The organism is Allobosea sp. P2_B12 (genome assembly GCF_056404835.1).
The window spans coordinates 331,953-355,632 of record NZ_JBFUDG010000005.1 but is presented as its reverse complement, the minus strand read 5'-3'; the positions used below and the strand labels follow the sequence as shown (position 1 = coordinate 355,632).

Annotated in this window: 22 protein-coding genes; 12 read left to right on the top strand and 10 right to left on the bottom strand. The window is 66.1% G+C overall.

All coding sequences use genetic code 11. The features are described 5' to 3' along the window. The first annotated feature begins 77 nt into the window (after nt 1-77). The 3 genes from frc (AC1DYU_RS15230) (at nt 78) to AC1DYU_RS15220 (ending at nt 3,417) form a co-directional block, all read left to right on the top strand. The gene (gene frc / locus AC1DYU_RS15230; RefSeq protein ID WP_476792358.1) at nt 78-1,361 is read left to right on the top strand and encodes a formyl-CoA transferase; all 1,284 of its coding nucleotides are present in this window, start codon (nt 78-80) and stop codon (nt 1,359-1,361) included. A 199-nt stretch (nt 1,362-1,560) separates the two neighbouring features. After that, a complete protein-coding gene (sucD, locus tag AC1DYU_RS15225) occupies nt 1,561-2,460 on the top strand; it encodes a succinate--CoA ligase subunit alpha (protein ID WP_476792357.1) in 900 nt (299 codons plus the stop codon). 231 nt (nt 2,461-2,691) lie between these two features. After that, nucleotides 2,692-3,417, top strand: coding sequence for a GntR family transcriptional regulator (locus AC1DYU_RS15220; protein WP_476792412.1), 726 nt, complete (start codon nt 2,692-2,694; stop codon nt 3,415-3,417). 62 nt (nt 3,418-3,479) lie between these two features. Here AC1DYU_RS15220 and AC1DYU_RS15215 read toward each other — a convergent pair whose 3' ends face one another. The 6 genes from AC1DYU_RS15215 to gcl form a co-directional block, all read right to left on the bottom strand. After that, nucleotides 3,480-4,304 (bottom strand): fumarylacetoacetate hydrolase family protein, encoded by an 825-nt coding sequence (locus AC1DYU_RS15215; protein ID WP_476792356.1) that lies wholly within the window; start codon nt 4,302-4,304, stop codon nt 3,480-3,482. 55 nt (nt 4,305-4,359) lie between these two features. Beyond that, nucleotides 4,360-5,772 carry a pyruvate kinase gene (gene pyk / locus AC1DYU_RS15210; protein WP_476792355.1) on the bottom strand — a complete coding sequence of 471 codons (1,413 nt, stop codon included), beginning with the start codon at nt 5,770-5,772 and terminating at the stop codon, nt 4,360-4,362. 66 nt (nt 5,773-5,838) lie between these two features. Continuing rightward, nucleotides 5,839-6,933: a 2-dehydropantoate 2-reductase gene (locus AC1DYU_RS15205; protein ID WP_476792354.1), complete on the bottom strand. Its 1,095-nt coding sequence runs from the start codon at nt 6,931-6,933 to the stop codon at nt 5,839-5,841. A 25-nt stretch (nt 6,934-6,958) separates the two neighbouring features. Then, on the bottom strand, nt 6,959-7,843 hold the full coding sequence (locus AC1DYU_RS15200; RefSeq protein ID WP_476792353.1) for a 2-hydroxy-3-oxopropionate reductase: 885 nt from the start codon (nt 7,841-7,843) through the stop codon (nt 6,959-6,961). A gap of 42 nt (nt 7,844-7,885) precedes the next feature. Continuing rightward, nucleotides 7,886-8,671 carry a hydroxypyruvate isomerase gene (gene hyi, locus AC1DYU_RS15195; RefSeq protein ID WP_476792352.1) on the bottom strand — a complete coding sequence of 262 codons (786 nt, stop codon included), beginning with the start codon at nt 8,669-8,671 and terminating at the stop codon, nt 7,886-7,888. A 90-nt stretch (nt 8,672-8,761) separates the two neighbouring features. Further along, nucleotides 8,762-10,543, bottom strand: coding sequence for a glyoxylate carboligase (gene gcl, locus AC1DYU_RS15190; RefSeq protein WP_476792351.1), 1,782 nt, complete (start codon nt 10,541-10,543; stop codon nt 8,762-8,764). A 245-nt stretch (nt 10,544-10,788) separates the two neighbouring features. On the opposite strand from gcl, the gene bhcR reads away from it, so the two are divergent. Next, a complete protein-coding gene (gene bhcR, locus AC1DYU_RS15185; RefSeq protein WP_476792350.1) occupies nt 10,789-11,619 on the top strand; it encodes an HTH-type transcriptional regulator BhcR in 831 nt (276 codons plus the stop codon). 37 nt (nt 11,620-11,656) lie between these two features. Here the strand turns inward: bhcR and sucD (AC1DYU_RS15180) are convergent, their stop codons facing one another. Together sucD (AC1DYU_RS15180) and sucC are read right to left on the bottom strand one after the other, a co-directional pair. Then, nucleotides 11,657-12,538, bottom strand: coding sequence for a succinate--CoA ligase subunit alpha (gene sucD / locus AC1DYU_RS15180; protein ID WP_476792349.1), 882 nt, complete (start codon nt 12,536-12,538; stop codon nt 11,657-11,659). A 3-nt stretch (nt 12,539-12,541) separates the two neighbouring features. Beyond that, nucleotides 12,542-13,714 carry an ADP-forming succinate--CoA ligase subunit beta gene (gene sucC, locus AC1DYU_RS15175; protein ID WP_476792348.1) on the bottom strand — a complete coding sequence of 391 codons (1,173 nt, stop codon included), beginning with the start codon at nt 13,712-13,714 and terminating at the stop codon, nt 12,542-12,544. A gap of 288 nt (nt 13,715-14,002) precedes the next feature. Between sucC and AC1DYU_RS15170 the strand changes: the two genes are divergently transcribed. From AC1DYU_RS15170 to AC1DYU_RS15150, 5 genes are all read left to right on the top strand, one after another. Further along, nucleotides 14,003-14,482, top strand: a complete 480-nt coding sequence (locus tag AC1DYU_RS15170; protein WP_476792347.1) for a PAS domain-containing protein — start codon at nt 14,003-14,005, stop codon at nt 14,480-14,482. A gap of 63 nt (nt 14,483-14,545) precedes the next feature. Then, a complete protein-coding gene (frc, locus tag AC1DYU_RS15165; RefSeq protein ID WP_158487024.1) occupies nt 14,546-15,796 on the top strand; it encodes a formyl-CoA transferase in 1,251 nt (416 codons plus the stop codon). Nucleotides 15,797-15,999: 203 nt separating this feature from the next. Then, entirely contained in the window at nt 16,000-16,677 is a 678-nt protein-coding gene (locus AC1DYU_RS15160; protein WP_476792411.1) for an alpha/beta hydrolase, read from the top strand. Nucleotides 16,678-16,823: 146 nt separating this feature from the next. Continuing rightward, complete coding sequence (locus AC1DYU_RS15155) at nt 16,824-17,648, top strand: NAD-dependent epimerase/dehydratase family protein (RefSeq protein WP_476792346.1); 825 nt, start codon at nt 16,824-16,826, stop codon at nt 17,646-17,648. A 75-nt stretch (nt 17,649-17,723) separates the two neighbouring features. Then, a complete protein-coding gene (locus tag AC1DYU_RS15150) occupies nt 17,724-18,425 on the top strand; it encodes an SDR family oxidoreductase (RefSeq protein WP_158487028.1) in 702 nt (233 codons plus the stop codon). A 53-nt stretch (nt 18,426-18,478) separates the two neighbouring features. On the opposite strand, the gene AC1DYU_RS15145 is transcribed toward AC1DYU_RS15150, so the two are convergent. Continuing rightward, entirely contained in the window at nt 18,479-19,267 is a 789-nt protein-coding gene (locus AC1DYU_RS15145) for a class I SAM-dependent methyltransferase (protein ID WP_476792345.1), read from the bottom strand. Between the two features lie 200 nt (nt 19,268-19,467). Between AC1DYU_RS15145 and AC1DYU_RS15140 the strand changes: the two genes are divergently transcribed. From AC1DYU_RS15140 to AC1DYU_RS15130, 3 genes are read left to right on the top strand one after another with little or no spacing between them, the layout of a single operon-like run. Beyond that, entirely contained in the window at nt 19,468-20,607 is a 1,140-nt protein-coding gene (locus AC1DYU_RS15140; RefSeq protein WP_476792344.1) for an ABC transporter substrate-binding protein, read from the top strand. Nucleotides 20,608-20,632: 25 nt separating this feature from the next. Further along, nucleotides 20,633-21,697 (top strand): FecCD family ABC transporter permease, encoded by a 1,065-nt coding sequence (locus AC1DYU_RS15135; protein WP_476792343.1) that lies wholly within the window; start codon nt 20,633-20,635, stop codon nt 21,695-21,697. Next, a complete protein-coding gene (locus AC1DYU_RS15130; RefSeq protein ID WP_476792342.1) occupies nt 21,691-22,467 on the top strand; it encodes an ABC transporter ATP-binding protein in 777 nt (258 codons plus the stop codon). The genes AC1DYU_RS15135 and AC1DYU_RS15130 overlap by 7 nt, the downstream gene beginning before the upstream one ends. Nucleotides 22,468-22,477: 10 nt before the next feature. Here AC1DYU_RS15130 and AC1DYU_RS15125 read toward each other — a convergent pair whose 3' ends face one another. Further along, nucleotides 22,478-23,641 (bottom strand): mandelate racemase/muconate lactonizing enzyme family protein, encoded by a 1,164-nt coding sequence (locus AC1DYU_RS15125; RefSeq protein ID WP_476792341.1) that lies wholly within the window; start codon nt 23,639-23,641, stop codon nt 22,478-22,480. Between the last annotated feature and the right edge of the window lie 39 nt (nt 23,642-23,680).

The following is a 23,680-nucleotide window of genomic DNA, read 5'->3' as shown; positions in this document are numbered from 1 at the left end:
CTGCACAGAAGAAGTTCCCGGCGTCGGAGGCAAGCCGGCGCCGGAGACAACCGGCGGCAAGAAAGGGGGAGAACGCAATGAAAGCGCTCGAAGGCGTCAGGATTCTCGATTTCACCCATGTGCAATCGGGGCCGACCTGCACGCAGCTCCTCGCCTGGTTCGGGGCCGATGTGATCAAGGTCGAGCGCCCCGGAACGGGTGACATCACGCGCGGCCAGCTCTGCGACGTGCCCGAAGCCGACAGCCTCTATTTCACGATGCTGAACCACAACAAGCGCTCGATCACGCTGGACACCAAGAACCCTCAGGGCATGGAAGTGCTCTGGGAGATGGCCAAGGTCTGCGACGTGCTGGTCGAGAATTTCGCGCCGGGCGTGCTCGACCGCATGGGCTTCTCCTGGGAGAGGCTCCATGAGGTCAATCCGCGCCTCATCGTCGCCTCTGTGAAGGGCTTCGGCCCGGGCCCGTATGCCGATTGCAAGGTCTATGAGAACGTCGCGCAATGCGCCGGCGGCTCGGCCTCGACCACCGGCTTCCGCGATGGGCCGCCGCTGGTGACCGGCGCGCAGATCGGCGATTCCGGCACCGGCCTGCATCTGGCGCTGGGGATCGTCACCGCGCTGTTCCATCGCACGACGTCGGGGCTCGGCCAGAAGGTCGACTGCGCCATGCAGGACGGCGTGCTCAACCTCTGCCGCATCAAGCTGCGCGACCAGCAGCGCCTGGAGCACGGACCGCTGAAGGAATACAGCCAGTTCGGCGAGGGCATCCCCTTCGGCAAGGCCGTGCCGCGCGCCGGCAACGATTCCGGCGGCGGCCAGCCTGGCCGCATCCTGAAGTGCAAGGGCTGGGAGACCGACCCCGACGCCTATATCTATTTCATCACCCAGACCCCGGTCTGGGGCGCGATCTGCGACGTCATCGGCGAGCCCGGCTGGAAGACCGATCCCGATTACGCCAAGCCCGCTGCCCGCCTGCCCCGGCTGAACGAGATCTTCGGGCGCATCGAGCAATGGACCATGACCATGACCAAGTTCGAGGCCATGGACATCCTGAACATCTACCACATTCCCTGCGGCCCGATCCTGTCGATGAAGGAGATCGCCGAGGAGACGTCGCTGCGCGAGACCGGGACCGTGGTCGAGGTCGACCATCCAACGCGCGGCAAATATCTCTCGGTCGGCAATCCGATCAAGCTTTCCGCCAGCCCGACCGAGGTGACGCGCTCCCCGCTGCTCGGCGAACATACCGACGAGATCCTGCGCGACGTGCTGAAATTCGATGACAGCCGCATCGCAGCCATCATGGCATCCGGTGCGACCGGCGTCACGGAGGCCCCGTCACGCGTCGCAGCGGAATAATCCGCCAACCCTATTCGTCTCCCTCGACCACCTTGGGCCAGAATCTCGAAAGAGGTTCTGGCTTTTTGTTGCGCCTGCAACCATCCTCTCTTGACAGCCATTCATATTGGCATGCCAAATGCCAATAACGTGCCCAATCCCGGTGAACGATCGAGCACAGATCGACGGGATGAGTCGAAAACGATCCTGGGGAGGATCCATGTCCATTCTGATCGACAAGAACACCAAGGTCATCTGCCAGGGTTTCACCGGCAAGAACGGGACCTTCCATTCCGAGCAGGCGATCGCCTATGGCACGCAGATGGTCGGCGGCACCTCGCCGGGCAAGGGCGGCTCGCTTCATCTCGGCCTGCCGGTCTTCGACAGCGTCCACGAGGCGAAGGCGAAGACCGGGGCCGATGCCTCGGTGGTCTATGTGCCGCCGCCGGGCGCGGCCGACGCGATCTGCGAGGCGATCGATGCCGAGATCCCGCTGATCATCTGTATCACCGAGGGCATCCCGGTGCTCGACATGGTCAGGGTCAAGCGCTCGCTGGTCGGCTCGAAGTCGCGCCTGATCGGGCCCAACTGCCCCGGCGTGGTCACGGCGGGCGAGTGCAAGATCGGCATCATGCCGGCCAACATCTTCAAGCCGGGATCGGTCGGCATCGTCTCGCGCTCGGGCACGCTGACCTATGAGGCAGTGTTCCAGACCACGCGCGAGGGTCTGGGCCAGACCACSGCGGTCGGCATCGGCGGCGACCCGGTCAAGGGCACCGAGTTCATCGACATGCTGGAGATGTTCCTCGCCGACGAGAAGACGACCTCGATCGTGATGATCGGCGAGATCGGCGGCTCGGCGGAAGAGGAYGCGGCGCAGTTCATCAAGGACGAGGCCAAGCGCGGCCGTAGCAAGCCKATGGTCGGGTTTATCGCGGGCGATGGGGGCGGCGCCGAGGACAAGATCGCCGCCATGGAAGCCGCCGGCATCAAGGTCTCGCCCTCGCCGGCACGCCTTGGAGAAACGCTCGTCGACGTGCTGCGCCGGCAGCCGATGACCGTGCAAAGACGGGCCGCCGAGATCAAACAGCGGGTCGCCGAGATCGAGTGGTCGTTCTGACGCGGTCTTCGCGGCCTGCCCATCTCGCTCAAAGTCGGGACATTCGACGGCAAGCGCGCGACGGCGGCGATCGACCGCCGCGGCGGAACCGGTTCTGGCGCCAGAAATGCACGATAAGGCCGGTTGCGCCTGAAACAGGGATTTCAACCAAGCCGAGGTATCTGGTAGACCATGAACATAGACCAGCGTGCGCGACTCGCGCATCTCGGCCTGGTGCAGGAGTTGCTCCCTTTGAAAGTTCCAAGGCTTAAGTCTCCGCCGGAGAGTTCCGCGCAGAGCCTCGTGCTCGAGCGTTTCGCGCCCGAGGAAACCTTCAAGACGAAAGTCTACGCCGCGCTGAAGCAGGCGATCATCAACATGGACATCTACGGCTCACCCGAGCCGACCTGGATCGACGAGCGCCAGCTTTCCGAGAAGCTCGGCGTCAGCCGGACACCGGTGCGCGAAGCGGTCGCCATGCTGGAGCAGGAGGGCTTCGTGAAGTCGCTGCCGCGCCGCGGCATCATGGTGCTGAAGAAGACCAAGAGCGAAGTCGTCGAGATGATCCAGGCCTGGGCGGCGCTGGAGAGCATGGCGGCGCGGCTGGTGGTCCAGCATGCGACGGATGCCGAGATCGGCACGCTGCGCATCCTGTTCAAGGGCTTCAACGATGCCCACAAGCCCTCCGACCACGTCACCGAATATTCCGACACCAATGTCGTCTTCCATCAGACACTGATCGGGCTCAGCCGCTCGAAATTGCTGGTCGATATGACCGACAACCTGCTGCTGCATGTGCGCGGCATCCGCCAGATGACCATCGGCCGCGACGACCGCGCCAGCCGTTCGATCGTCGATCACCTGAAGATCATCGAGGCGCTGGAGCGCCGCGACATGGTGCAAGCCGAGCAGTTGTCGCGCGACCATGCGCTCGGCCTTGCGGCCTATGTTGACGAACACGCCGACATCTTCGATTGAGCGTGGAGCACGCCGACATCTTCGATTGAAGGCCAGCCTTCCGCGATCCGCGAAAGCCGAGGCTACTGCACGAAGCCGTTGGTCAGCGTGCCGATGCCGTCGATCGTCACCTCGACCATGTTCACTGGGTCCTTCATGGTGCCGACGCCCAGCGAGGTGCCGCAGCAGATCAGGTCTCCGGGCAGCAGCGTCATGTCGTGCGAGAGCCGGCTGACCAGCTCATGCGGCTGGAATATCATGTCCGCGACGGGATAATTCTGGCGCTCCTGGCCGTTGAGCACGGTGCGGATCGTCAGGCTGCTCGGATCGAGCCCGCTCGCCACCACCGGCCCGAACGGCCCGAAACCGTCGAAGCTCTTGGCCCGCACCCATTGCGCGAAGGTCGGATCGGCCGCGATCAAATCGGCCGCCGTGATGTCGTTGACGCAGGTATAGCCGAAGATGAAATCGCCGGCCGCCTCCGGCGTGACGCCGCTGCAATGCCGGCCGATGACGATGCCGAGCTCGCCCTCATAGACGACACGACCGGCATAGGATGGCGGCCGGGGAATGGTGGCGCCCGGCGCCGCCAGGCAGGACGGCGCCTTCATCAGATAGAGCGGGTCGACCGGGGCCGGCATCGACATCTTGGCGGCAAGCGCGTGGAAGTTGTTCCACAGCGCGATGATCTTGGAGGGCGCCGTCGGGGCCAGAAGTGTTACCTCGCCGAGCGGCACGGTCTCGCCGGTCGGTTCTGCGCCGGCAAACATATCGCCGACGTGGACCGCGACCGTCTCGCCCGCGACCGTGCCGAAACCCTCGACCCCGTCGCGCGAGAAGCGGATCCAGAAGGTCGCCGCATCCTGGCGATCCTGCTGGACCCTCTGCTGGATTGCTGAACTGGCCATCGTCTTCCCCCTTGTCGACTTCTGATGGAAACGGGGGCGACGACAGCCGAAAGCGTCAGACCGCCACCACCCTGAGATTGTTGGTGCTGCCGGCCTGGCCGAACGGGACGCCGGCCACGACGACGATCTTCTCGCCGCGCTTGACGTAGTCCGCCGCGAGCGCCTGGGCCGCCGCCTGCTCGACCATCTGCGAGTATTCGCCGACCTCGTCGCACTGGATGCTGTAGGTGCCCCAGAGCAGCGCGAGCCGGCGCGCGGTCGAGATCTCCGGCGTCAGGCCGAGGATCGGCACCGGCGAGCGCTGGCGAGCGATCCGGTAGGCGGTCGTGCCCTTCTGGGTGAAGGCGACGATGGCCGAGGCGCCGATCACGTCGGCGACTTCGGCGGCGGCGGCCGCGACTGCATGCTGCGGCATCGGTTCGACCGTCGGCTTCAGCGCTTCGATGATCGGCCGATAGGAACCGTGCTGCTCGGTGCGGCGGATGATCCGGTCCATCGTCTCGACCGCCACGACCGGGAACTGGCCCGAGGCGCTCTCGGCCGAGAGCATGACCGCGTCGGCCCCGTCATAGATGCCGGTGGCGACGTCGGAGGCTTCAGCGCGGGTCGGGGTCGGCGTCAGGATCATCGATTCCAGCATCTGCGTCGCGATGATCACCGGCTTGCCCGCGAGGCGGCAGAGCCGGACCAGATCCTTCTGCGCGCCGGGGACGTCCTCGGTCGGAATCTCGACGCCGAGATCGCCGCGGGCCACCATGACCGCATCAGACAGCGCGATGATGTCGTCGATCGCCGTCAGCGCCGAGGGCTTCTCGATCTTGGACATGACGCCGGCGCGGCCGCCGACCAAAGCGTGCGCCTCGATCAAATCCGAGGCGCGCTGGACGAAGGAAAACGCCACCCAGTCGACGCCAAGGTCCAGCCCGAAGGCCAAGTCCTCGCGATCCTTTGCGGTGATCGGCGACAGGTCCAGCACGGTGTCGGGCAGATTGACGCCCTTGCGGTCGCTGACCACGCCGCCGGTGACGACGCGCGCCTCGATCATGTCGTTGGTGCAGCCGGTCACCTGCAGGCGGACCTTGCCGTCATCGACGAGCAGGTTGTGGCCGGGCATGACCGCGGCGAAGATCTCCGGGTGCGGCAGCGGCAGATGCTGGGCATCGCTGGCCGCCTTGTCGAGCACGAGCCTGATCGTCGAGCCGGTGGGAAGCGCGATCTTGCCGTCCTTGACCGCACCGAGGCGGATCTTCGGCCCCTGCAGATCCTGCAGGATGGCGATCGGATAATTCGCTTCCTTCTCGAGCGCGCGGATGATGTCGTGCCGCGCCCGGTGGTCGTCCTTGCTGCCATGGCTGAAGTTCAGCCGGAAGACATCGACCCCGGCCTCGAACAGGCGCTTGATGGTGTCGGCATCGGAACTCGCGGGCCCTAGAGTGGCCACGATCTTCGCACGTCGTTGTCTTTTCACGGTGTCCTCACAATGCCCCGGACCGGCGGCAGGTGCCCTGCCCTGACCGGCTTCGATTCGCGCGCATCATGAGACGGCCAGTTGACGCTCGTCCACTGCGGGACGGCCCGCCGGATGGGTTTCTTCCGAGACGGTTTCTTCAGTGTGAGCGTCTTTTTCCTCTTGGGAAGAGTCCTGCGGAAAGGTCGGGTAGACGCCCTTCGCACGCCCCATCTGCTGCACCAGCCCGAGCACGGCGTCGATATAGGGCGTCTGGAGCTTGACCAGCCGGCCCATCTCCTGGACGGCGGTCAACAGCGCATCGATCTCGAGCGGCCGGCCCTTGTCGAGATCCTGCAGCATCGAGGTGCGATGGGCGCCGACGCCCGCCGCCCCGTCGATGCGGCGCTCGACATCGACGCGGAAATGCGCGCCGAGCGTCTCGCCGATCCCTTGCGCCTCCAGCATCATGTTGCGGGCCAGCGCCCGCGTGCCGGGCTCGGTCGCGATGACGTCGAGCGTCGCATGGGTCAGGGCCGAGATCGGGTTGAAGCAGAGATTGCCCCAGAGCTTGAGCCAGATGTCGTCGCGGATATCGGCAAACAGGCGCGGCTTCAGCCCGCCCTCCGTCAGCGCCGCGGCAAAGCGGGTCAGCCGCTCGCTCTCCTTGCGGTTGGGCTCGCCGAGGCCGAACTGATCGCCATAGACATGCTTGACGACGCCGGGTTCGGTGATCTCGGTCGCCGGATAAACCGTGCAGCCGATGATCCGCTCCGGGCCGATGGCGCGCCATTGCCGGTCGCCGGGATCGACACTGCGTAGCCTGAGATCGGCATATTCGCCGTCGAGCCCGTGAAAATACCACCAGGGCACGCCGTTCTGGGCCGTGACCACGGCGGTCTCAGGCCCGAGCAGCGGCCTGATGTCCTCGGCCGCCTCCCAGGCCTGATGCGCCTTCAGCGCGATGATGACGACATCCTGGCGGCCGAGATCGCGCGGATCGCGGCTCGCCGGCATCTGCTCCGTCACCGTCTCGTGTTTGAGGATCAGCGTCAGCCCCCTGGCCTTGATCGCCTCCAGATGGGCGCCGCGGGCCACGAGCGAGACGTCGTGGCCGCCACGCTTCAGCATCACGCCCATATATCCGCCGATCGCGCCGGCGCCGTAGATGCAGATCTTCATGGAGCTTCCCCCGTTGTTGTTGTGGTCAGGCGACTTCGTGGTTCGCCATCAGTTCGAGCGCCTTGACCATGGCCGAATGGTCCCAGTCCTTGCCGCCATGGGCGATGCAGGCATTGAAGAGTTCCTGCGCGGTCGCGGTGTTGGGCAGCGACACTCCGAGCGACCGGGCGCTTTGCAAAGCGAGGTTCAGATCCTTCTGGTGCAGCCCGATCCGGAAACCCGGGTCGAAGGTGCGCTTCACCATCCGCTCGCCATGGATTTCCAGGATCTTCGACGAGGCGAAGCCGCCCATCAGGGCCTGGCGCACCTTGGCGGGATCCGCGCCCGCCTTGGAGGCGAAGAGCAGGGCTTCGCCGACCGCCTCGATGGTCAGCGCGACGATGATCTGGTTGGCGACCTTGGTGGTCTGGCCGTCGCCATTGCCGCCGACCAGCGTGATGTTCTTGCCCATCATCTCGAACAGCGGCTTGGCGCGCTCGAACGCCGCCTCCGGGCCGCCGACCATGATCGTCAGGCTGGCGGCCTTGGCGCCGACCTCGCCGCCGGAGACGGGCGCATCGAGATAAAGCCCGCCGGCCGCCTCGATCCGCCCCGCGAAATCCTTGGTCGCCATCGGCGAAATCGAGCTCATGTCGATGACCATCTTGCCGGCCGAGAGGCCAGCCGCGATGCCTTCGGGCGAGAACAGCACCTCATCGACCTGCGGCGTGTCGGGCAGCATCAGGATGACGACGTCGCTTGCCGCCGCCACCGCCTTGGGCGTCGCATGGACGGTGACGCCCAAGGCGGTCAGCTCCGGCGCCACCGGCTTGTGATGGCTCGAGGCATGCAGGCTGTGGCCGCCGGCGATCAGGTGCTCCGCCATCGGGCGGCCCATGATGCCCAGTCCGATGAAGCCGATATTCGTCATCACTCACCCTTCCTTGCAGTCAACATTCGCCGACCATGTCCGTCAGGCCGCCAACGTTCGGTCGGGCAGCCAGGACAGGCCGTCGCGCGTGCCGCGGGCGGGTTTGTATTCGCAGCCGACCCAGCCGGCGTAGCCGATGGCGTCGAGGTGCCGGTACAGGAAGGGGAAGTTGATCTCGCCCGTGCCCGGCTCGTTGCGGCCGGGATTGTCGGCGAGCTGAATATGGGCGATCCGGTCGAGATTGGCCTCGATCGTGCGGGCCAGATCCCCTTCCATGATCTGCATGTGGTAGATGTCGTATTGCAGGAAGAGGTTGGGTGAATCGACATCGTCGAGCAGGCGCAGCGCCTGCGCGGTCGTGTTCAGGAAGAAGCCGGGAATGTCGCGCGTGTTGATCGGCTCGACGAGCAGCGCGATGCCCTCCTGTCCCAGTTCATGGGCCGCGAAGCGCAGATTGTTGATCAGGGTTTCATGAAGCCGGGCGGGCTCGATGCCGGGCGGCGCCACGCCGACGAGGCAGTTGACCTGCCTGCAGCCAAGCATCGTGGCGTAGTCGATCGCCTCGAACACGCCGCGCTGAAACTCGCTGATGCGGTCGGGGAGGATGGCGATGCCGCGCTCACCCGCGGCCCAGTCCCCCGCCGGGAGGTTGTGCAGCACCTGCGTCAGGTTCCAGCGCTTCAGCCGGGCGGCGAGATCGCGCTTTTCAAAAGGATAGGGGAACAGATACTCGACGCCGGTGAAGCCGGCCTCGGCGGCGGCCTGGAACCGGTCGAGGAATTCCAGTTCGTTGAACAGCATCGTCAGGTTTGCGGCAAAGCGCGGCATGGTCTTGTCCCGTCGTTGCGAAAGCCGGATCGGCAGAGGCCAGCCGGCAAGGGCGATACCGGGCGCGGCGACGGACGCCGCGCCGGGATGTCATTCGGCCGGCTGGAGCTCGGCTTGCGTCACTGATGGCAAGGGCAGGTCGAGCACCTCCTCGAACTCCACGACGTTGTCGATCTCGGTGCCCATCGCGATGTTGGTGACGCGCTCCAGGATGAACTCCATCACGACGGGCACCTGATGCTCCTTGAGCCAGGCCTTGGCCTGGGCGAAGGCCGCCTTGAACTCGTTGGGACTGCGCACCCGGATCGCCTTGCAGCCGAGGCCTTCGGCGACCGCGACATGGTCGACGCCGTAGCCGGCGAGATCGGGCGAGTTGATGTTGTCGAAGGCCAGCCCGACCTGGAAATCCATGTCGAAGCCGCGCTGGGCCTGGCGGATCAGGCCGAGATAGGAGTTGTTCACGACGATATGGATATAGGGCAGCTTGAACTGCGCCCCGACCGCGAGCTCCTCGATCAGGAACTGGAAGTCGTAATCGCCCGAGAGCGCCACGATCTCGCGCTCGGGATCGGCAGCCCGCACGCCGAGCGCCGCCGGCAGGGTCCAGCCGAGCGGCCCGGCCTGGCCGCAGTTGATCCAGTGGCGCGGGTTGTGGACGTGCAGGAACTGCGCGCCGGCAATCTGCGACAGGCCGATCGTCGAGATGTAGCAGACGTCTCGGCCGAAGGCCTCGTTCATCTCCTCATAGACCCGCTGCGGCTTCAGCGGCACGTTATCGAAATGGCTCTTGCGCAGCATGGTCTCGCGCCGGCCGAGGCAGGCTTGCGCCCAGTCGTTGCGGTTCTTGAGCTGGCCCTTGCCCTCCTGCTCGCGCGCCACGGAGACGAACAGTTCGAGCGCCGCCTTGGCGTCCGAGACGATGCCGAAATCCGGGTTGAAGACGCGGCCGATCTGGGTTGGCTCGATATCGACATGGATGAATTTGCGGTCCTTGGTGTAGGTTTCGATCGACCCGGTATGCCGGTTGGCCCAGCGATTGCCGATGCCGAGGACGAAATCCGAGGCCAGCATCGTCGCATTGCCATAGCGGTGGCTGGTCTGCAGGCCGACCATGCCCGCCATCAGCGGATGATCGTCGGGGATCGCGCCCCAGCCCATCAGGGTCGGCACGACCGGCACGCCGGTCAGCTCGGCGAACTCGACGAGCAGGTCGCAGGCATCGGCATTGATGATGCCGCCGCCGGCGACGATCAGCGGGCGCTCAGCCGCCTGCAGCATCGCCATCGCCTTTTCGATCTGGCGGCGCGAGGCGGCCGGCTTGTAGACCGGCAAAGGCTCGTAGGTCTCGTCATCGAACTCGATCTCGGCCATCTGGACGTCGATCGGCAGATCGATCAGCACCGGGCCGGGGCGGCCCGAGCGCATGATGTGGAAGGCCTGCTGGAAGACGCGCGGCACCAGACCGGGTTCGCGCACCGTCACCGCCCATTTCGTCACCGGCTTGGCGATCGATTCGATGTCGATGGCCTGGAAATCCTCCTTGTAGAGACGCGCCCGGGGAGCCTGCCCCGTGATGCAGAGGATCGGGATGGAATCGGCGATGGCCGAATAGAGCCCGGTGATCATGTCGGTGCCGGCCGGCCCCGAGGTGCCGATGCAGACGCCGATATTGCCAGCCTTGGCGCGGGTGTAGCCCTCGGCCATGTGGGAGGCACCCTCGACATGGCGCGCCAGGATGTGATGGATCGACTGGCGGCTCTTCAGGGCGGCGTAAAGCGGATTGATCGCCGCGCCCGGCACACCGAAGGCCTGCGTGACGCCCTCACGCTCCAGAACCCTGACTGCGGCCTCGACGGCTCTCATTTTCGACATGGCGCAGTCTCCCGGCGAGATGCTTGTTGATTGGCATACCAGATACCATCGACCTGGGCTGGTCAATTTCTTTCAGAAACTTATTCTGACGGCGCACGTCCAATGAAATATCATTGAATATCAATAGCTTGAATTTCTTTCACGAATCCGATTTCGCTAATCTGAAAAATTATTTCATTTTTTATTCGCCAAGCGGCGACGGCTGTGTTTTCGTCGGTTTTCGGAACGCGGCGGGAGGAGAGCGCATGAGCCTGGTCGAACAGCGGAAGGGGCGCGGACGGCCGCGTTCGGTGAAGGCGGCGCTCACTGGGGGATCGGTCCAGGCGCTGGACCGGGGGCTGGCGCTGCTCGAGATTCTGGCCGAGGAGGACGGCCTGACCCTGACCGAGCTCGGCCGGCGCTCCGGTGTCTCGGCCTCGACCGTGCATCGCGTCCTGCTGACGCTGGAGAGCCGCGGCTATGTCCAGCACGACACGGATCGCGGCCATTGGCTGGTCGGCGTCGCAGCCTTCAAGATCGGCTCGGCCTTCCTGCGCAATCGCCGTGTCGCCAGCATGGGGCGGGCGACGATGCATGCCCTGATGGAAGCCAGCGGCGAGACGGTCAATCTCGGCATCGAGGACAATGGCGAGGTGGTGTTCATCTCGCAGGTCGAGAGCCATGACACCTTGCGCGCCTTCTTCCGAGCCGGCAGCCGCGGCGCCATGCACACCTCCGGCGTCGGCAAGGCGCTGCTGGCGGAATTTCCTGAGCACCGCGTGCGCCAGATCTGCGCGGCAAGGCGGCTCGAACGCTTCACCGACCAGACCCTGACCGATCTCAGCCGGCTGCTGCGCGAACTCGCGGAAGGGCGCCGGCGCGGCTGGGCGATCGACGACGAGGAGCGCACGCTCGGCATGCGCTGCATCGCCGCGCCGATCTTCAACGAGCACGCCGAGGCGATCGCGGGCGTCTCGATCTCCGGCCCGGCCGTGCGCGTGACGCAGCGCAAGCTCGACGCCTTCGGCCCGATGGTGCGCCGCGCCGCCGACGAGATCACCCTGTCGATCGGCGGGCAGCTTCCAAGGCGCGATTGATGCTCTTCCCTTCTCCCCTTGCGGGAAAAGGCAAGATTCACCCCCGCTCCGCGAGCGCCTGCCTGATGGTCTCGCCGACCAGATGAGCGCTCGAGGCGATCCGCACGCCGGCTGCTTCCAGCGCCTTGATCTTGTCGGCCGCATCGCCTTTTCCCCCAAGCGTGAGCGCGCCGGCATGCCCCATGCGGCGTTCGGGCGGTGCTTCACGGCCGACGATCAGCGCGACGATGGGCTTGGAAGTTCTGATGCCGGAGATGAACTCCGCGACCTCCTCCTCCTCGGTGCCGCCGATCTCGCCGATCAGCACCACGCCCTCGGTGTCGGCATCGTCCAGGAAAAGCTCCAGGCATTCGCGCATGCGGATACCGTGGATCGCATCGCCGCCGACACCGACCGTGGCCGACTGGCCGAGTTTCGCCGCGCTGATCTGCGCCACGACCTCGCTGGTGAGCGAGGCCGAGCGCGAGATGATGCCGATGCCGCCCGGACGTTCGCTGCCGGTCGCCATCACGCCGAGCTTGCCGACGCCGGGAACCAGGATGCCTTGCGAATTGGCGCCGACCAGGATGGTGCGCCCGCCCTTCAGCGCATCGCGCACCCGGACCATGTCGAGCGTCGGCACGCGCTCGGTGACGGTGACGACCAGCGGCATCTCGGCCTCGATCGCCTCGATCATGGCGGCAGCGGCATGGGGCGGCGGCACGAAGACGATGCTGGCATTGGCGCCGGTCTCGCGCCTGGCGTCGGCGACCCGGTCATAGACCGGCAGGTTCAGATGCGAGCGGCCGCCCTTGCCGGGCGTCACGCCGCCGACGACATGGGTGCCGTATTCCATCATCCGGGTGACATGGTGAGTGCCGGCCCAGCCGGTCATGCCCTGGCAGAGGACGCGGGTGTCGCGATCCAGAAAAACCGACATGGCTCAGGCTCCCTTCCCGGCCAGCGCGACCGCTTTCGCGGCGGCGGTCCACATGTCCGGGCAATCGATCACCGCGCAGCCGAAATTCCGCAGCCGCGAGCGGGCGAAATCTGCGTTGTTGCCGGCGAGCCTGACCACCAGCGGCAGCGAACGGCCGGTGCGCCGCATGGCGATGCCCAACCCCTCCGCGATCGTGTCGCAGGGCTGCATGCCGCCGCCATGGACGTTGATCAGGATGGCGCGCGTCGACGGGTTGTCGAGCAGCAAGCGGAAGCCATGGGCAATGTCGAGGCTCTTGGCCGTCGTGCGGATATCCATGAAATTGGCCGGCCGTCCCTTGGCCGCCACGACCATGTCGAGCGTCGCCAGGCCGAGCCCGGCACCGTTGGCGACCATGCCGATATCACCATCGAGCTGGACATAGTTGAGCTGATGGCGCTGGGCCTGCAGATCGACGAGATCGGTCTCGTCCTCGTCGCGCAAAGCTGCGAGATTGGCATGCCGAAACAGGGCGTTGTCGTCGAGCACCATCTTGACGTCGAGCGCCATCAGCGTGCCGGCTTCCGTGACCGCCAGGGGATTGATCTCGATCAGGCTCGCATCGAGCTCGACGAAGGCCTGCTGCAGCCCGTCGATCAGCGCGCAGGCCTGCGCATGCAGCGCACCGTCGAGGGCGAGGTCGGCGACGAACTGCGCCACCGCATCGGGGCGCACCTCGCGCCCGGCACCGAGCCTGAGCTGATTGACCCGCACGGCACCGCTCGCCGCCTGTTCCTCGATATCGGCGCCGCCCTTGGCGCTGCCGATCAGCGTCAGCTCTCCGGAGGAGGAGTCGATCAACAAGGCGAGATGCAGTTCTCGGACCGCCGTGATGGCGCTCTCGACCAGGACGCGCCTGACCGTCAGCCCCTCCGGCCCGGTCTGCGCCGTCGTCAGCACCCGGCCAAGCAGTTGATTAGCCGCGGCCTCTGCCGCTTCGGGGCCGTCGACACGCTGGATGCCGCCGGCATGCTTGCGTCCTCCGGCATGGATCTGGGCCTTGACCATGACGCCGCGCCCGTCGAGGCGGCCGGCGATCTCGCCGGCCTCGCGGGAGGTAATCGCGACGCCCCCATCGGGCACGCGAAGGCCATAGGGCGCGAGCAGTTTTTTAGCCTGAAACTCGTGGATTTTCATCGCTTTCCCCTCCTTCACGCCCCGCATCGCAGGATCTTTTATAGTTGGTATACATTATGCCAACATTGGATGCCGTCAAGCGCCATCGCAAATGGCTTCAGTCGAGCAAGGCGGCCGGAGAGGCCTTCGCCCAAGCGCGCCGGGCGTCGTCACCAGTCCCCTTGACGCCTCATCGGCGCTGGCATACCAATAATTGGGAATGCCAAATACCAGAGAAATGGCACTGCACTTCGGCCTGCCGGAGTTGCCGGTCGCTCCGGTGACGTCGTGCCGAGGAAGAATGAATTCGTGAACACCGCCTTGTCGCAGTCGGTTGATTTTGCTCAGTTGGTGGCCCGCGCAGGCGACGGAATCGTCGTGTCGGATGCGCAGGGGATCATCACGGTCTGGAACCTGGCGGCGGAGCGGATCTTCGGCTTCACGGAAGCCGAAGCGCTGGGTCAGTCGCTGGATCTGATCACGCCGGAGCGGCAGCGCGAGCGGCACTGGGCCGGCTACGAGAAGACGATGCGCACGGGGCAGACGCGCTACGGCGCCGACGTACTGCGGGTGCCTGCGATCCACAAGGAAGGCCGCCCGCTGTCGATCGCCTTCACCGTCGGCCTGATGTTCGACGCCGCCAACACGGTCACCGGCATCACCGCCGTCATTCGCGACGACACCCAGCGCTGGACCGAAGACCGCCAGATGCGCCGTCGCCTGGCAGAACTTGAAGCCGAGGCCACCCAGAACAAGGCGAAGGAACTGGGTGTTTCCACTCCAAGCTAGTGAAGACCAAACGCCAAAATATTCAGAGACTTAACCTGAAGCAGTCCGGAGGAACCAAACGCTATGAGCCAGCCGCTCGAAGGTATCAAGATCATCGACTTCACGCACGTCCAGGCGGGTCCGGCCTGCACGCAGTTGCTGGCGTGGTTCGGCGCCGACGTCATCAAGGTCGAACGTCCGGGCGCCGGTGACGTCACGCGGTCGCAGCTTCGCCATGTCGAGGGCGCCGACGCGCTCTATTTCACCATGCTGAACAGCAACAAGCGTTCGCTGACGCTCGACACCAAGACGGCGCAGGGCAAGGAAGTCCTGGAGAAGCTGATCAAGGAAAGCGACGTTCTGGTCGAGAATTTCGGCCCTGGCGCGCTCGACCGCATGGGCTTCTCCTGGAAGCGGATCAACGAGCTCAACCCCGGCATGATCGTGGCTTCGGTCAAGGGCTTCAGCGACGGCCACCATTATGAAGACCTGAAGGTCTATGAGAACGTCGCGCAGTGCGCCGGCGGCGCCGCCTCGACCACCGGCTTCTGGGACGGTCCCCCGACGGTCAGCGCTGCTGCTCTTGGCGACTCCAACACCGGCATGCATCTCGCCATCGGCATCCTGACGGCGCTGCATCAGCGCAACAAGACCGGCAAGGGCCAGAAGGTCGCGGTCTCGATGCAGGATGCGGTGCTGAACCTCTGCCGCGTCAAGCTGCGCGACCAGCAGCGCCTCGATGCGCTGGGCTTCCTCGAGGAGTATCCGCAGTATCCGCATGGCACGTTCTCGGACGTCGTGCCGCGTGGCGGCAATGCCGGCGGCGGCGGTCAGCCGGGCTGGGTGCTGAAGTGCAAGGGCTGGGAGACCGACCCGAACGCCTATATCTACTTCACCATCCAGGGCCACGCCTGGGCGCCGATCTGCAAGGCCATCGGCAAGGAAGAGTGGATCGACGATCCGGCCTACAAGACGGCCCGGGCGCGCCAGGACAAGATCATGGCCATCTTCGGCACGATCGAGGAGTGGCTCGCCGACAAGACCAAGTTCGAGGCCGTCGACATCCTGCGCAAGTTCGACATCCCGTGCTCGCCGGTGCTCTCCATGAAGGAGATCTCCGTCGATCCGTCGCTGCGGGCCAGCGGCACGGTCGTCGAAGTGCAGCACCCGCAGCTCGGCACCTATCTGACGGTCGGCAGCCCGATCAAGTTCTCGGATATGGACGTCAATGTGAAGGCGTCCCCGCTGCTGGGCGAGCACACCGACGAGGTGCTGCAGGATCTGGGCTACACCGCGCAGCAGATCGAGGAACTGCATCAGGCGAACGCCGTCTGAGCGTGACGACTTTGACCTGACACAGGAGAGGCGGCGCGCCGACATGCGGGCCGCCTCTCCATGACCGGATAACCGCGCCATCGCCCAATGTGGCAGACAGCGCATTGCCGAATGGCCGCCGGCCATCCAGGTCATTGTCGCGCCAGGCGGTATGGACGTCCCTGCCCACGACCAGAGGCGGCGGCATGACCCTCCTCGATCTCATGAACCACCCCCATCTGATGGGCCGGCTCGATTTCGTCCATCGGCTGCCGGGCAAGGTGCCCCTGCCGGCCGGGCCGAACCCGCTTGGCCTGTTCGAGACCCGCGACGCGACTCTCTACGTGCCGCATGGCATCGATCCGCGCAGCCCGACGGCACTGGTCGTGCTGTTCCATGGCGGCGGCGGCAGCGCGGGGAGGATTCTGCCGATGCTGCAGCAGCATGCCGAGGCGCGGGGTTTTCTGCTGCTCGTGCCGCAGTCGGTGTTTCCGACCTGGGACATCGTGATCGGCGGTAACGGACCCGACCGCGAGCGGCTCGACACGGCGCTGGCCGAGGTCGCCTCGCGCTTCCGGCTGGACCCGGCCCGCCTCGTCTTCGCCGGCCATTCCGATGGCGGCAGCTATGCGCTCTCGCTGGGCCTCACCAACGGGCAGTTCGTGACCCATGTCGTGGCCTCGTCGGCCGGGTTCATGTCGGTGCATCTGCAGAGCGGCGCGCCCCGCGTCTTCATCTCCCACGGGACACGGGACGAGCAGATCCCGATCGACCGCAGCGGCCGCTTCCATTCCGCCAAGCTCAAGGCGGCGGGCTATGACGTGACCTATATCGAGTATGACGGGCCGCACGCGCATCAGCCGGCCGTGGTGGAGCAAGCGGTGGACTTCTTCCTCGCCTGACGATCGGCTGCCGAGCCAGCCCGGCCAGTTGCAGGCTCTTCCAGTTCAAGTCCTGCCACGCGCAGCCCCCATGCCGAATCCGGTGCTTGCAACGGCGGGACCGGGGTGCATGACTTCGCGGCCAGACCAGCCCCTGGAGAAGCCCCTTGCCTTCGACACCCCGCTATGACCGCATCCTGCTGACCGGTGCGGCCGGCCGGCTCGGCTCCCGCCTGCGCCAGGGCCTGGCCCCGCTCGCCAGGACGATCCGCCTGGCGGATCGCGAGCCGCTGGGTGATCTCGCCGACAACGAGGAAGCGGCGATCTTCGACCTCGCCGACATGGAGGCGACGATCGCGGCGACGAAGGATTGCGACGCGATCGTGCATTTCGGCGGCGCGCCGATGGAAACCGGCTGGCAGACGATCCTCGATTCCTGCATCCGCGGTTCCTATCATGTCTATGAGGGCGCCCGGAAACATGGCGTGCGCCGGGTCGTCTACGCCTCCTCGGTTCATGCGATCGGCTATCACGAACTCGAAGCCCATATCGGCGTCGATGCGCCGGTGCGGCCCGACGGGCTCTATGGCGTGTCGAAGACCTTCGTCGAGAGCCTGAGCCGGCTCTACTGGGACAAGTTCGGGATCGAGACGGCCTGCCTGCGCATCTTCTCGTCCTTCCCGGAGCCGGCCGACCGGCGAATGCTCTGGTCCTATCTCTCCTTCGACGATTGCGTCCGGCTGGTCACGGCAGCGCTGACCGCGCCGCGCGTCGGGCACAGCATCGCGTTCGGGATATCGGACAACCCCGCCAAGCCGGTCGACAACAGCGGCGCCGGCCATCTCGGCTTCGTGCCGCAGGACAACACCGAGCCGTTCCGCGCCGCGGTGGAAGCCCGCACGCCGGTGCCCGACCCCAAGGCGCCGGCGGTCAAATATCTCGGCGGCTGGTTCTGCGAGCTTAGCCATCCCGACGACGAGCCGACCCGGTAGGCGCGTGGCGCCGGTTCCGCTTCGCTCCACGAGGTTCTAGAACGGTTGCGAATCCAGCAATCCGAGGAACCGGACATGACCAAGAAAGTAGCGATCGTCACGGCCGGCGGCAGCGGCATGGGCGCGGCGACGGCGCGGCGCCTCGCGAAGGACGGCTACCAGGTCGCGATCCTGTCCTCCTCGGGCAAGGGCGAGGCGCTAGCCAAGGAACTCGGCGGGATCGGCGTCACCGGCTCGAATTTGTCGCAGGACGACGTCAAGCGCCTGGTCGACCTAACGGTCGAGCGCTGGGGCCGCGTCGATGCGCTGGTCAACAGCGCCGGCCACGGACCGAGGGCCGCCATCCTCGACATCACCGACGAGGACTGGCAGCGCGGGCTCGACGTCTATTTCCTGAGCGCAGTCAGGGCGATCCGACTGGTGACGCCGATCATGCAGGCGCAGAAATCCGGCGCGATCGTCAACATCACCACGGCCTGGGCCTTCGAGCCCGATGCGATGTTCCCGACCTCGGCGATGGCGCGGGCAGGGCTCGCCGCCTTCACCAAGATCTTCGTCGACAAATATGCGCCCGACAACATCCGCATGAACAATGTCCAGCCGGGCTGGATCGACAGCCTGCCGGCAACCGACGAGCGCCGCCAGCGCGTGCCGATGCAGCGCTACGGCACCAGCGACGAGATCGCCGGCACGATCGCCTTCCTGCTCTCGGCCGATGCCGGCTACATCACCGGCCAGAACATCCGCGTCGATGGCGGCGTCACAAAGTCGATCTGACGGAGCCTATCTGACGGACCTGCGCGAGCGGCCAGAAGTGCTGGCCGCTCCGCTCAGCCCGGCTTGCGGGCCGAGACGATGAAGCGGTCCTGGCTCGCGCGCTCGAGCCGCTGGTAGAGCGGCATGAAGCGACCTTGCGCCCGGTGGATGGCGGCGAGATCGCGGTCGATCACGATATCGGCGAAGCCTGCCTCGGCGAGCAGCCGCGCGATCTCCTCCGGCCGGCAGCCCTGCGAGAAATAGACGCGCGAGACGATGTCGTCATGCGTCGCGGCATGGGCGGCCGGAGGCTTCGGCTTCGACAAGCGCTTCACGAGCTTCGCCAGGACGCGCAGCGCCCGGCCATTGCCCGGACGCGGATTGGTCATGTCGACATCGACGATGGCGACCCGGCCGCCCGGCTTCAGCACCCGAAGCCATTCCCGGAACGCGGCCGGGGGATCGGGCAACGTCCAGACCAGGTGGCGCGTCGCCACGGCGTCGTAGCTGTCGGCCGTCTCCAGCGTGTCCTCGGCATCGCCGGCATAGAGCCTGATCGATTTGCCGGCGGTCTTGGCGCGGGCGCGGGCGAGCATCGCCTCCGAAAGGTCGAGCCCGGTGACGCCATAGCCGAGCTCGGCCAGCAGCAGCGAGATCACCCCGGTTCCACTGGCGAGATCGAGCGCTTTGGCGCCTCCGGCCGGCGCGGGGCCAAGATGGCGCGAAAACAGCGCGAGCCAGGCCTGCCGCTCTTCGCTCGAGAAAATCTCGTGCCCTGGCTGGCTGTCGAACGTCTCCGACCGCATCGACCAGTAGTCGCGGATTTCGTCCTTGAGGCTGAGATTGTGATGCAGTGCGGTCATGGCCGGGCTTTTCGGTTCTTGGGACGCGTATCGAGAACCACGAAAGCGGCATCGAAGGCAAGCCACCCGTCCAATCTCCCGAGCAGCCGCTCTCAAGGCGCCGAAGTCATTGTTTTTGTTTGTAATAGTTCCAGAAGATAAATCTTGACCCTCCGGAGGGGCGGACCTAGGAGCCAGCGACTTCGTCCGGAGGTCTTCTCATGCTGTTCCTGCGCGCAATTCTCGGCGCGGCCGCACTCGCCGCGTCGCTCTCCATGGCGCCCGCTTCCGCATGGGCCGCGAAAGTCTCCGTCACCGACGTGCTCGGCCGCAAGGTCGAGGTCGAGGCTCCGGTCCAGCGCGTCATCCTCGGCGAAGGCCGGCAGATGTATTTCGTCGCCGCGCTGGACAAGGACGACCCGTTCAAGCGCGTCGTCGGCTGGCGTGACGATCTGCCCAAGGCCGACCCCGACAGCTACAAGCAGTATCTCGCGCGCTATCCGGATATCGCGAAGCTGCCGAGCTTCGGCGGGATGAAGGAAGGCGCCTTCGACATCGAGCAGGCGATCGCGCTGAAGCCCGACGTGCTCTTCCTCAATGTCGAGGCGAAGGTCGCCAGCGACGAGGCGAGCCTGGTCGACAAGCTCGCGGCCGTCGGCATCCCCGTCGTCTATGTCGATTTCCGCGAGAAGCCCTTCCAGAACACCGAGCCGTCGATGCGGGTGATCGGCAAGCTTTTCGGCAAGGAGACGGTCGCGGAGGATTTCATCGCCTTCCGCGCCAACGAAATCGCTCGCGTCACCGACCGGCTCGCCAAGACGCCGGGGCTGAAGCGCCCCCTCGTCATGATGGAGCGCGCCGGCGGCTATTCCGACGATTGCTGCATGTCCTTCGGCAGCGAGAATTTCGGCAAGATGGTCGAGATCGCCGGCGGCAAGAACTTCGCCTCCGACCTGATCCCCGGCACCTTCGGCACGGTCAATCCGGAAGCCGTCGTCGCCGCCAATCCAGAGGTCGTGATCATCACCGGCGGCAACTGGGGCGCCTATGTGCCCGGCGGCGCCTGGGTCGGGCTCGGTCCCGGCACCGATGCCGTCGAGGCCCGCCGCAAGCTCTCCGGCCTGACGATGCGCCCTGCCTTCAGCCAGACGCAGGCCGTGAAGAACGGCCGTGTCCATGCGATCTGGCACCAGTTCTACAACAGCCCCTACCAGTTCGTGGCGATCCAGGAGATCGCCAAATGGCTGCATCCGGAGCTGTTCAAGGACGTCGACGCCGACGCCACGCTGAAGACGCTGCATGAGCGCTTCCTGCCGCTGCCCTATGAGCCGGGCTACTGGGTGAGCCTCGAGCGCAAGTGAACCAGCCAGCCAAAGTAAGCCGGCGATGAGCGCCACCGTCGCCCGCGAGACGCCCCAAGGCCGTGTGGCCTATCGCGCCCTGACGCTGCGGCGGCGGCTGATCCTGCTCGGCCTGTTCGGACTGCTGCTGGCGAGCTTCATCGTCGACCTGATGCTGGGGCCGGCGCGCTACGATGCAGGCCAGGTGCTGCGGACGCTGCTGAACCCGGCTGAGGCGACGGCGGCGCTGCGCGTCGTGATCTGGGACATCAGGCTGCCGGTCGCGCTGATGGCGGTCGTCACCGGTGCCTCGCTGGCCGTCGCCGGCGCGCAGATGCAGACCATCCTGAACAACCCGCTCGCCAGCCCGTTCACGCTCGGCATCTCGGCGGCAGCGAGCTTCGGAGCGGCGCTGGCGCTGGTCTTCGGCGTCGGCCTGCTGCCGGTCGCGGCCGACTACATCGTGCCGATCAACGCGTTCATCATGGCGATGGGCGCGGCCATGCTCATCCATGTGCTGAGCCAGTCGCGCGGCGTCACCACCGAGACCGTGATCCTGCTCGGCATCGCGCTGGTCTTCACCTTCAACGCCCTGCTGGCGCTGCTGCAGTTCTTCGCCTCGGAACAGGCGCTTGGCGCCGTCGTGTTCTGGACGATGGGCTCGCTGACCAAGGCGAGCTGGCAGAAGCTCGCGATCACCACGGCGGTGCTGGTGTTCACCCTGCCGTTCTTCATCCGCCGGGCCTGGGCACTGACGACGCTGCGGCTCGGCGACGATAAGGCCGCGAGCTTCGGCATCAACGTCAGGCGGCTGCGGCTCGAGATCATGCTGCTGGTCAGCCTGCTCGCCGCCGTTCCGGTCTCCTTCGTCGGGACGATCGGCTTCATCGGGCTTGTCGGTCCGCATATCGCGCGCATGGTCATCGGCGAGGACCAGCGCTTCTTCGTGCCGGCCTCGGCGCTGGCCGGCGCCGCGATCCTCTCGGCCTCCTCGGTCGTCTCGAAGTCGCTGATCCCCGGGCTGATCTTCCCGATCAGCATCGTCACCGCGCTGATCGGCGTGCCGTTCTTCTTCAGCCTGATCATGACGAGCCGGAAGCGCGCATGGTGAGGCTCTCTTTGGCTGGCGTCGGCGTCTCCTACGGGCGGCGGCGGGTGCTGCAGGATGTCGACGCCCATGAACTCCGGGGCGGCGAGGTGGTGGCCGTCATCGGTGCCAATGCGGCCGGCAAATCGAGCCTGTTTCGCCGCATCGCCGGCCTCGCCGGCGGCGAAGGCGAGGTGACGATTTCTGGCGAGAGCCGCGTCCCCGGCCGGCTCCAGCCGAGCACCTGCTACCTGCCGCAGGATACGGCGGTGAATGCCGTGCTGAGCGTCTATGAATCGATCCTGCTCGCGCTCAAGCAGGGCGGCTCCTGGTCGGTCAGCGACGACGAACTCCAGCGCATCGACCGCGTTCTGCATGAGTTCGAGATCAGCGATCTGGCCTTCCGGGGCCTCGGCGAACTCTCGGGCGGGCAGCGCCAGCTCGTCTCGATCGCCCAGACGCTGGCGCGCGAGCCCGACATCCTGCTGCTCGACGAGCCGACCAGCGCGCTCGACCTGCACCGCCAGTTCGAGGTGCTCAGCCTGGTGCGCCGGCTGGCTCATGAGCGCGGCATGCTGATCCTGGTCTCGATCCACGACCTCAACCAGGCACTGCGCTTCGCCGACCGGGTGATGGTGCTGGCCCATGCGCGGCTCGTGGCGCTGGGCGATCCCCGCATCATCGTGACGCCGGCCCTGCTCGACGAGGTCTATGGCGTCCGCGCCCGCGTCGAAACGCTGGCGGGCGGGGAGCCTTACGTCCTCGTCGAAGGGTCGAGCCGGCAGGTGATCTGAGCCGCGCCGCTCAGGCGGCGAGGCTGCGCATCTCGCTGATCAGGTCCGATTTGCCCTCGAAGCCGATGCCCGGCAGGTCGGGCATGACGATATGGCCGGCCTCGACGCGCACGCCGTCCGGGAAGCCGCCATAGGGCTGGAACAGGTCGGGATAGGATTCGTTGCCGCCGAGGCCGAGACCGGCGGCGATGTTCAGCGACATCTGATGGCCGCCATGGGGGATGCAGCGGCGCCAGGACCAGCCGTTCTGCCTCAGCATCTCCAGCGTCCGCAGGTACTCGACCAAGCCGTAGCTGAGCGCGCAGTCGAACTGCAGCCAGTCGCGGTCCGGCCGCATGCCGCCATAGCGGATCAGGTTGCGGGCATCCTGCATCGAGAACAGGTTCTCGCCGGTTGCCATCGGGCCGGGATAATGCTCGGCCAGCTTTGCCTGAAGCTCGTAGTCGAGCGGATCGCCGGCTTCCTCGTACCAGAACAGATCGTATTGCCGCAGCGCCCTCGCATACGCGATCGCCGTGTCCAGATCGAAGCGGCCATTGGCATCGACTGCGAGCCTGCAACCGGCCGGCAGCATTTTCAGCACCGTCTCGATGCGCTTGCAGTCGTCAGTCAGCGGGGCGCCGCCGATCTTCATCTTCACGACCGTATAGCCACGGTCGAGATAGCCCTGCATCTCGGCCGCCAAGCCTTCCAGCCCCTTGCCGGGGTAGTAGTAGCCGCCGGCGGCGTAGACGAAGACCCTGGGGTCGGCGGTGACGCCCGCACGCTCGGCCAACATCCGGAAGAGCGGCTTGCCGGCGATCTTGGCGGTGGCGTCCCAGACCGCCATGTCGATCGTGCCCATCGCGACCGAGCGCTCGCCATGGCCGCCGGGCTTCTCATTGGTGAACATCGCGGCCCAGACCTTGGCCGGATCGAGGTTGTCGCCATCGGCGTCGAGCAGGCTGTCGGGCGCCGCCTGGAGGATGCGGGGGGCGAAGCGCTCGCGGATCAGCCCGCCCTGGCCGTAGCGCCCGTTCGAGTTGAAGCCGTAGCCGATCACCGGTTTGCCGTCGCGGACGACGTCGGTGACGACCGCAACGAGGCTGAGCGTCATCTTCGAGAAGTCGATGAAGGCATTGGCGATGGGAGAGGCGATCGGAGCGGTCCGCTCGCGGATGTCGACGATACGCATGAGAAGGCTAGTTCCTTGATTGATTGACGCGCTAGGTGG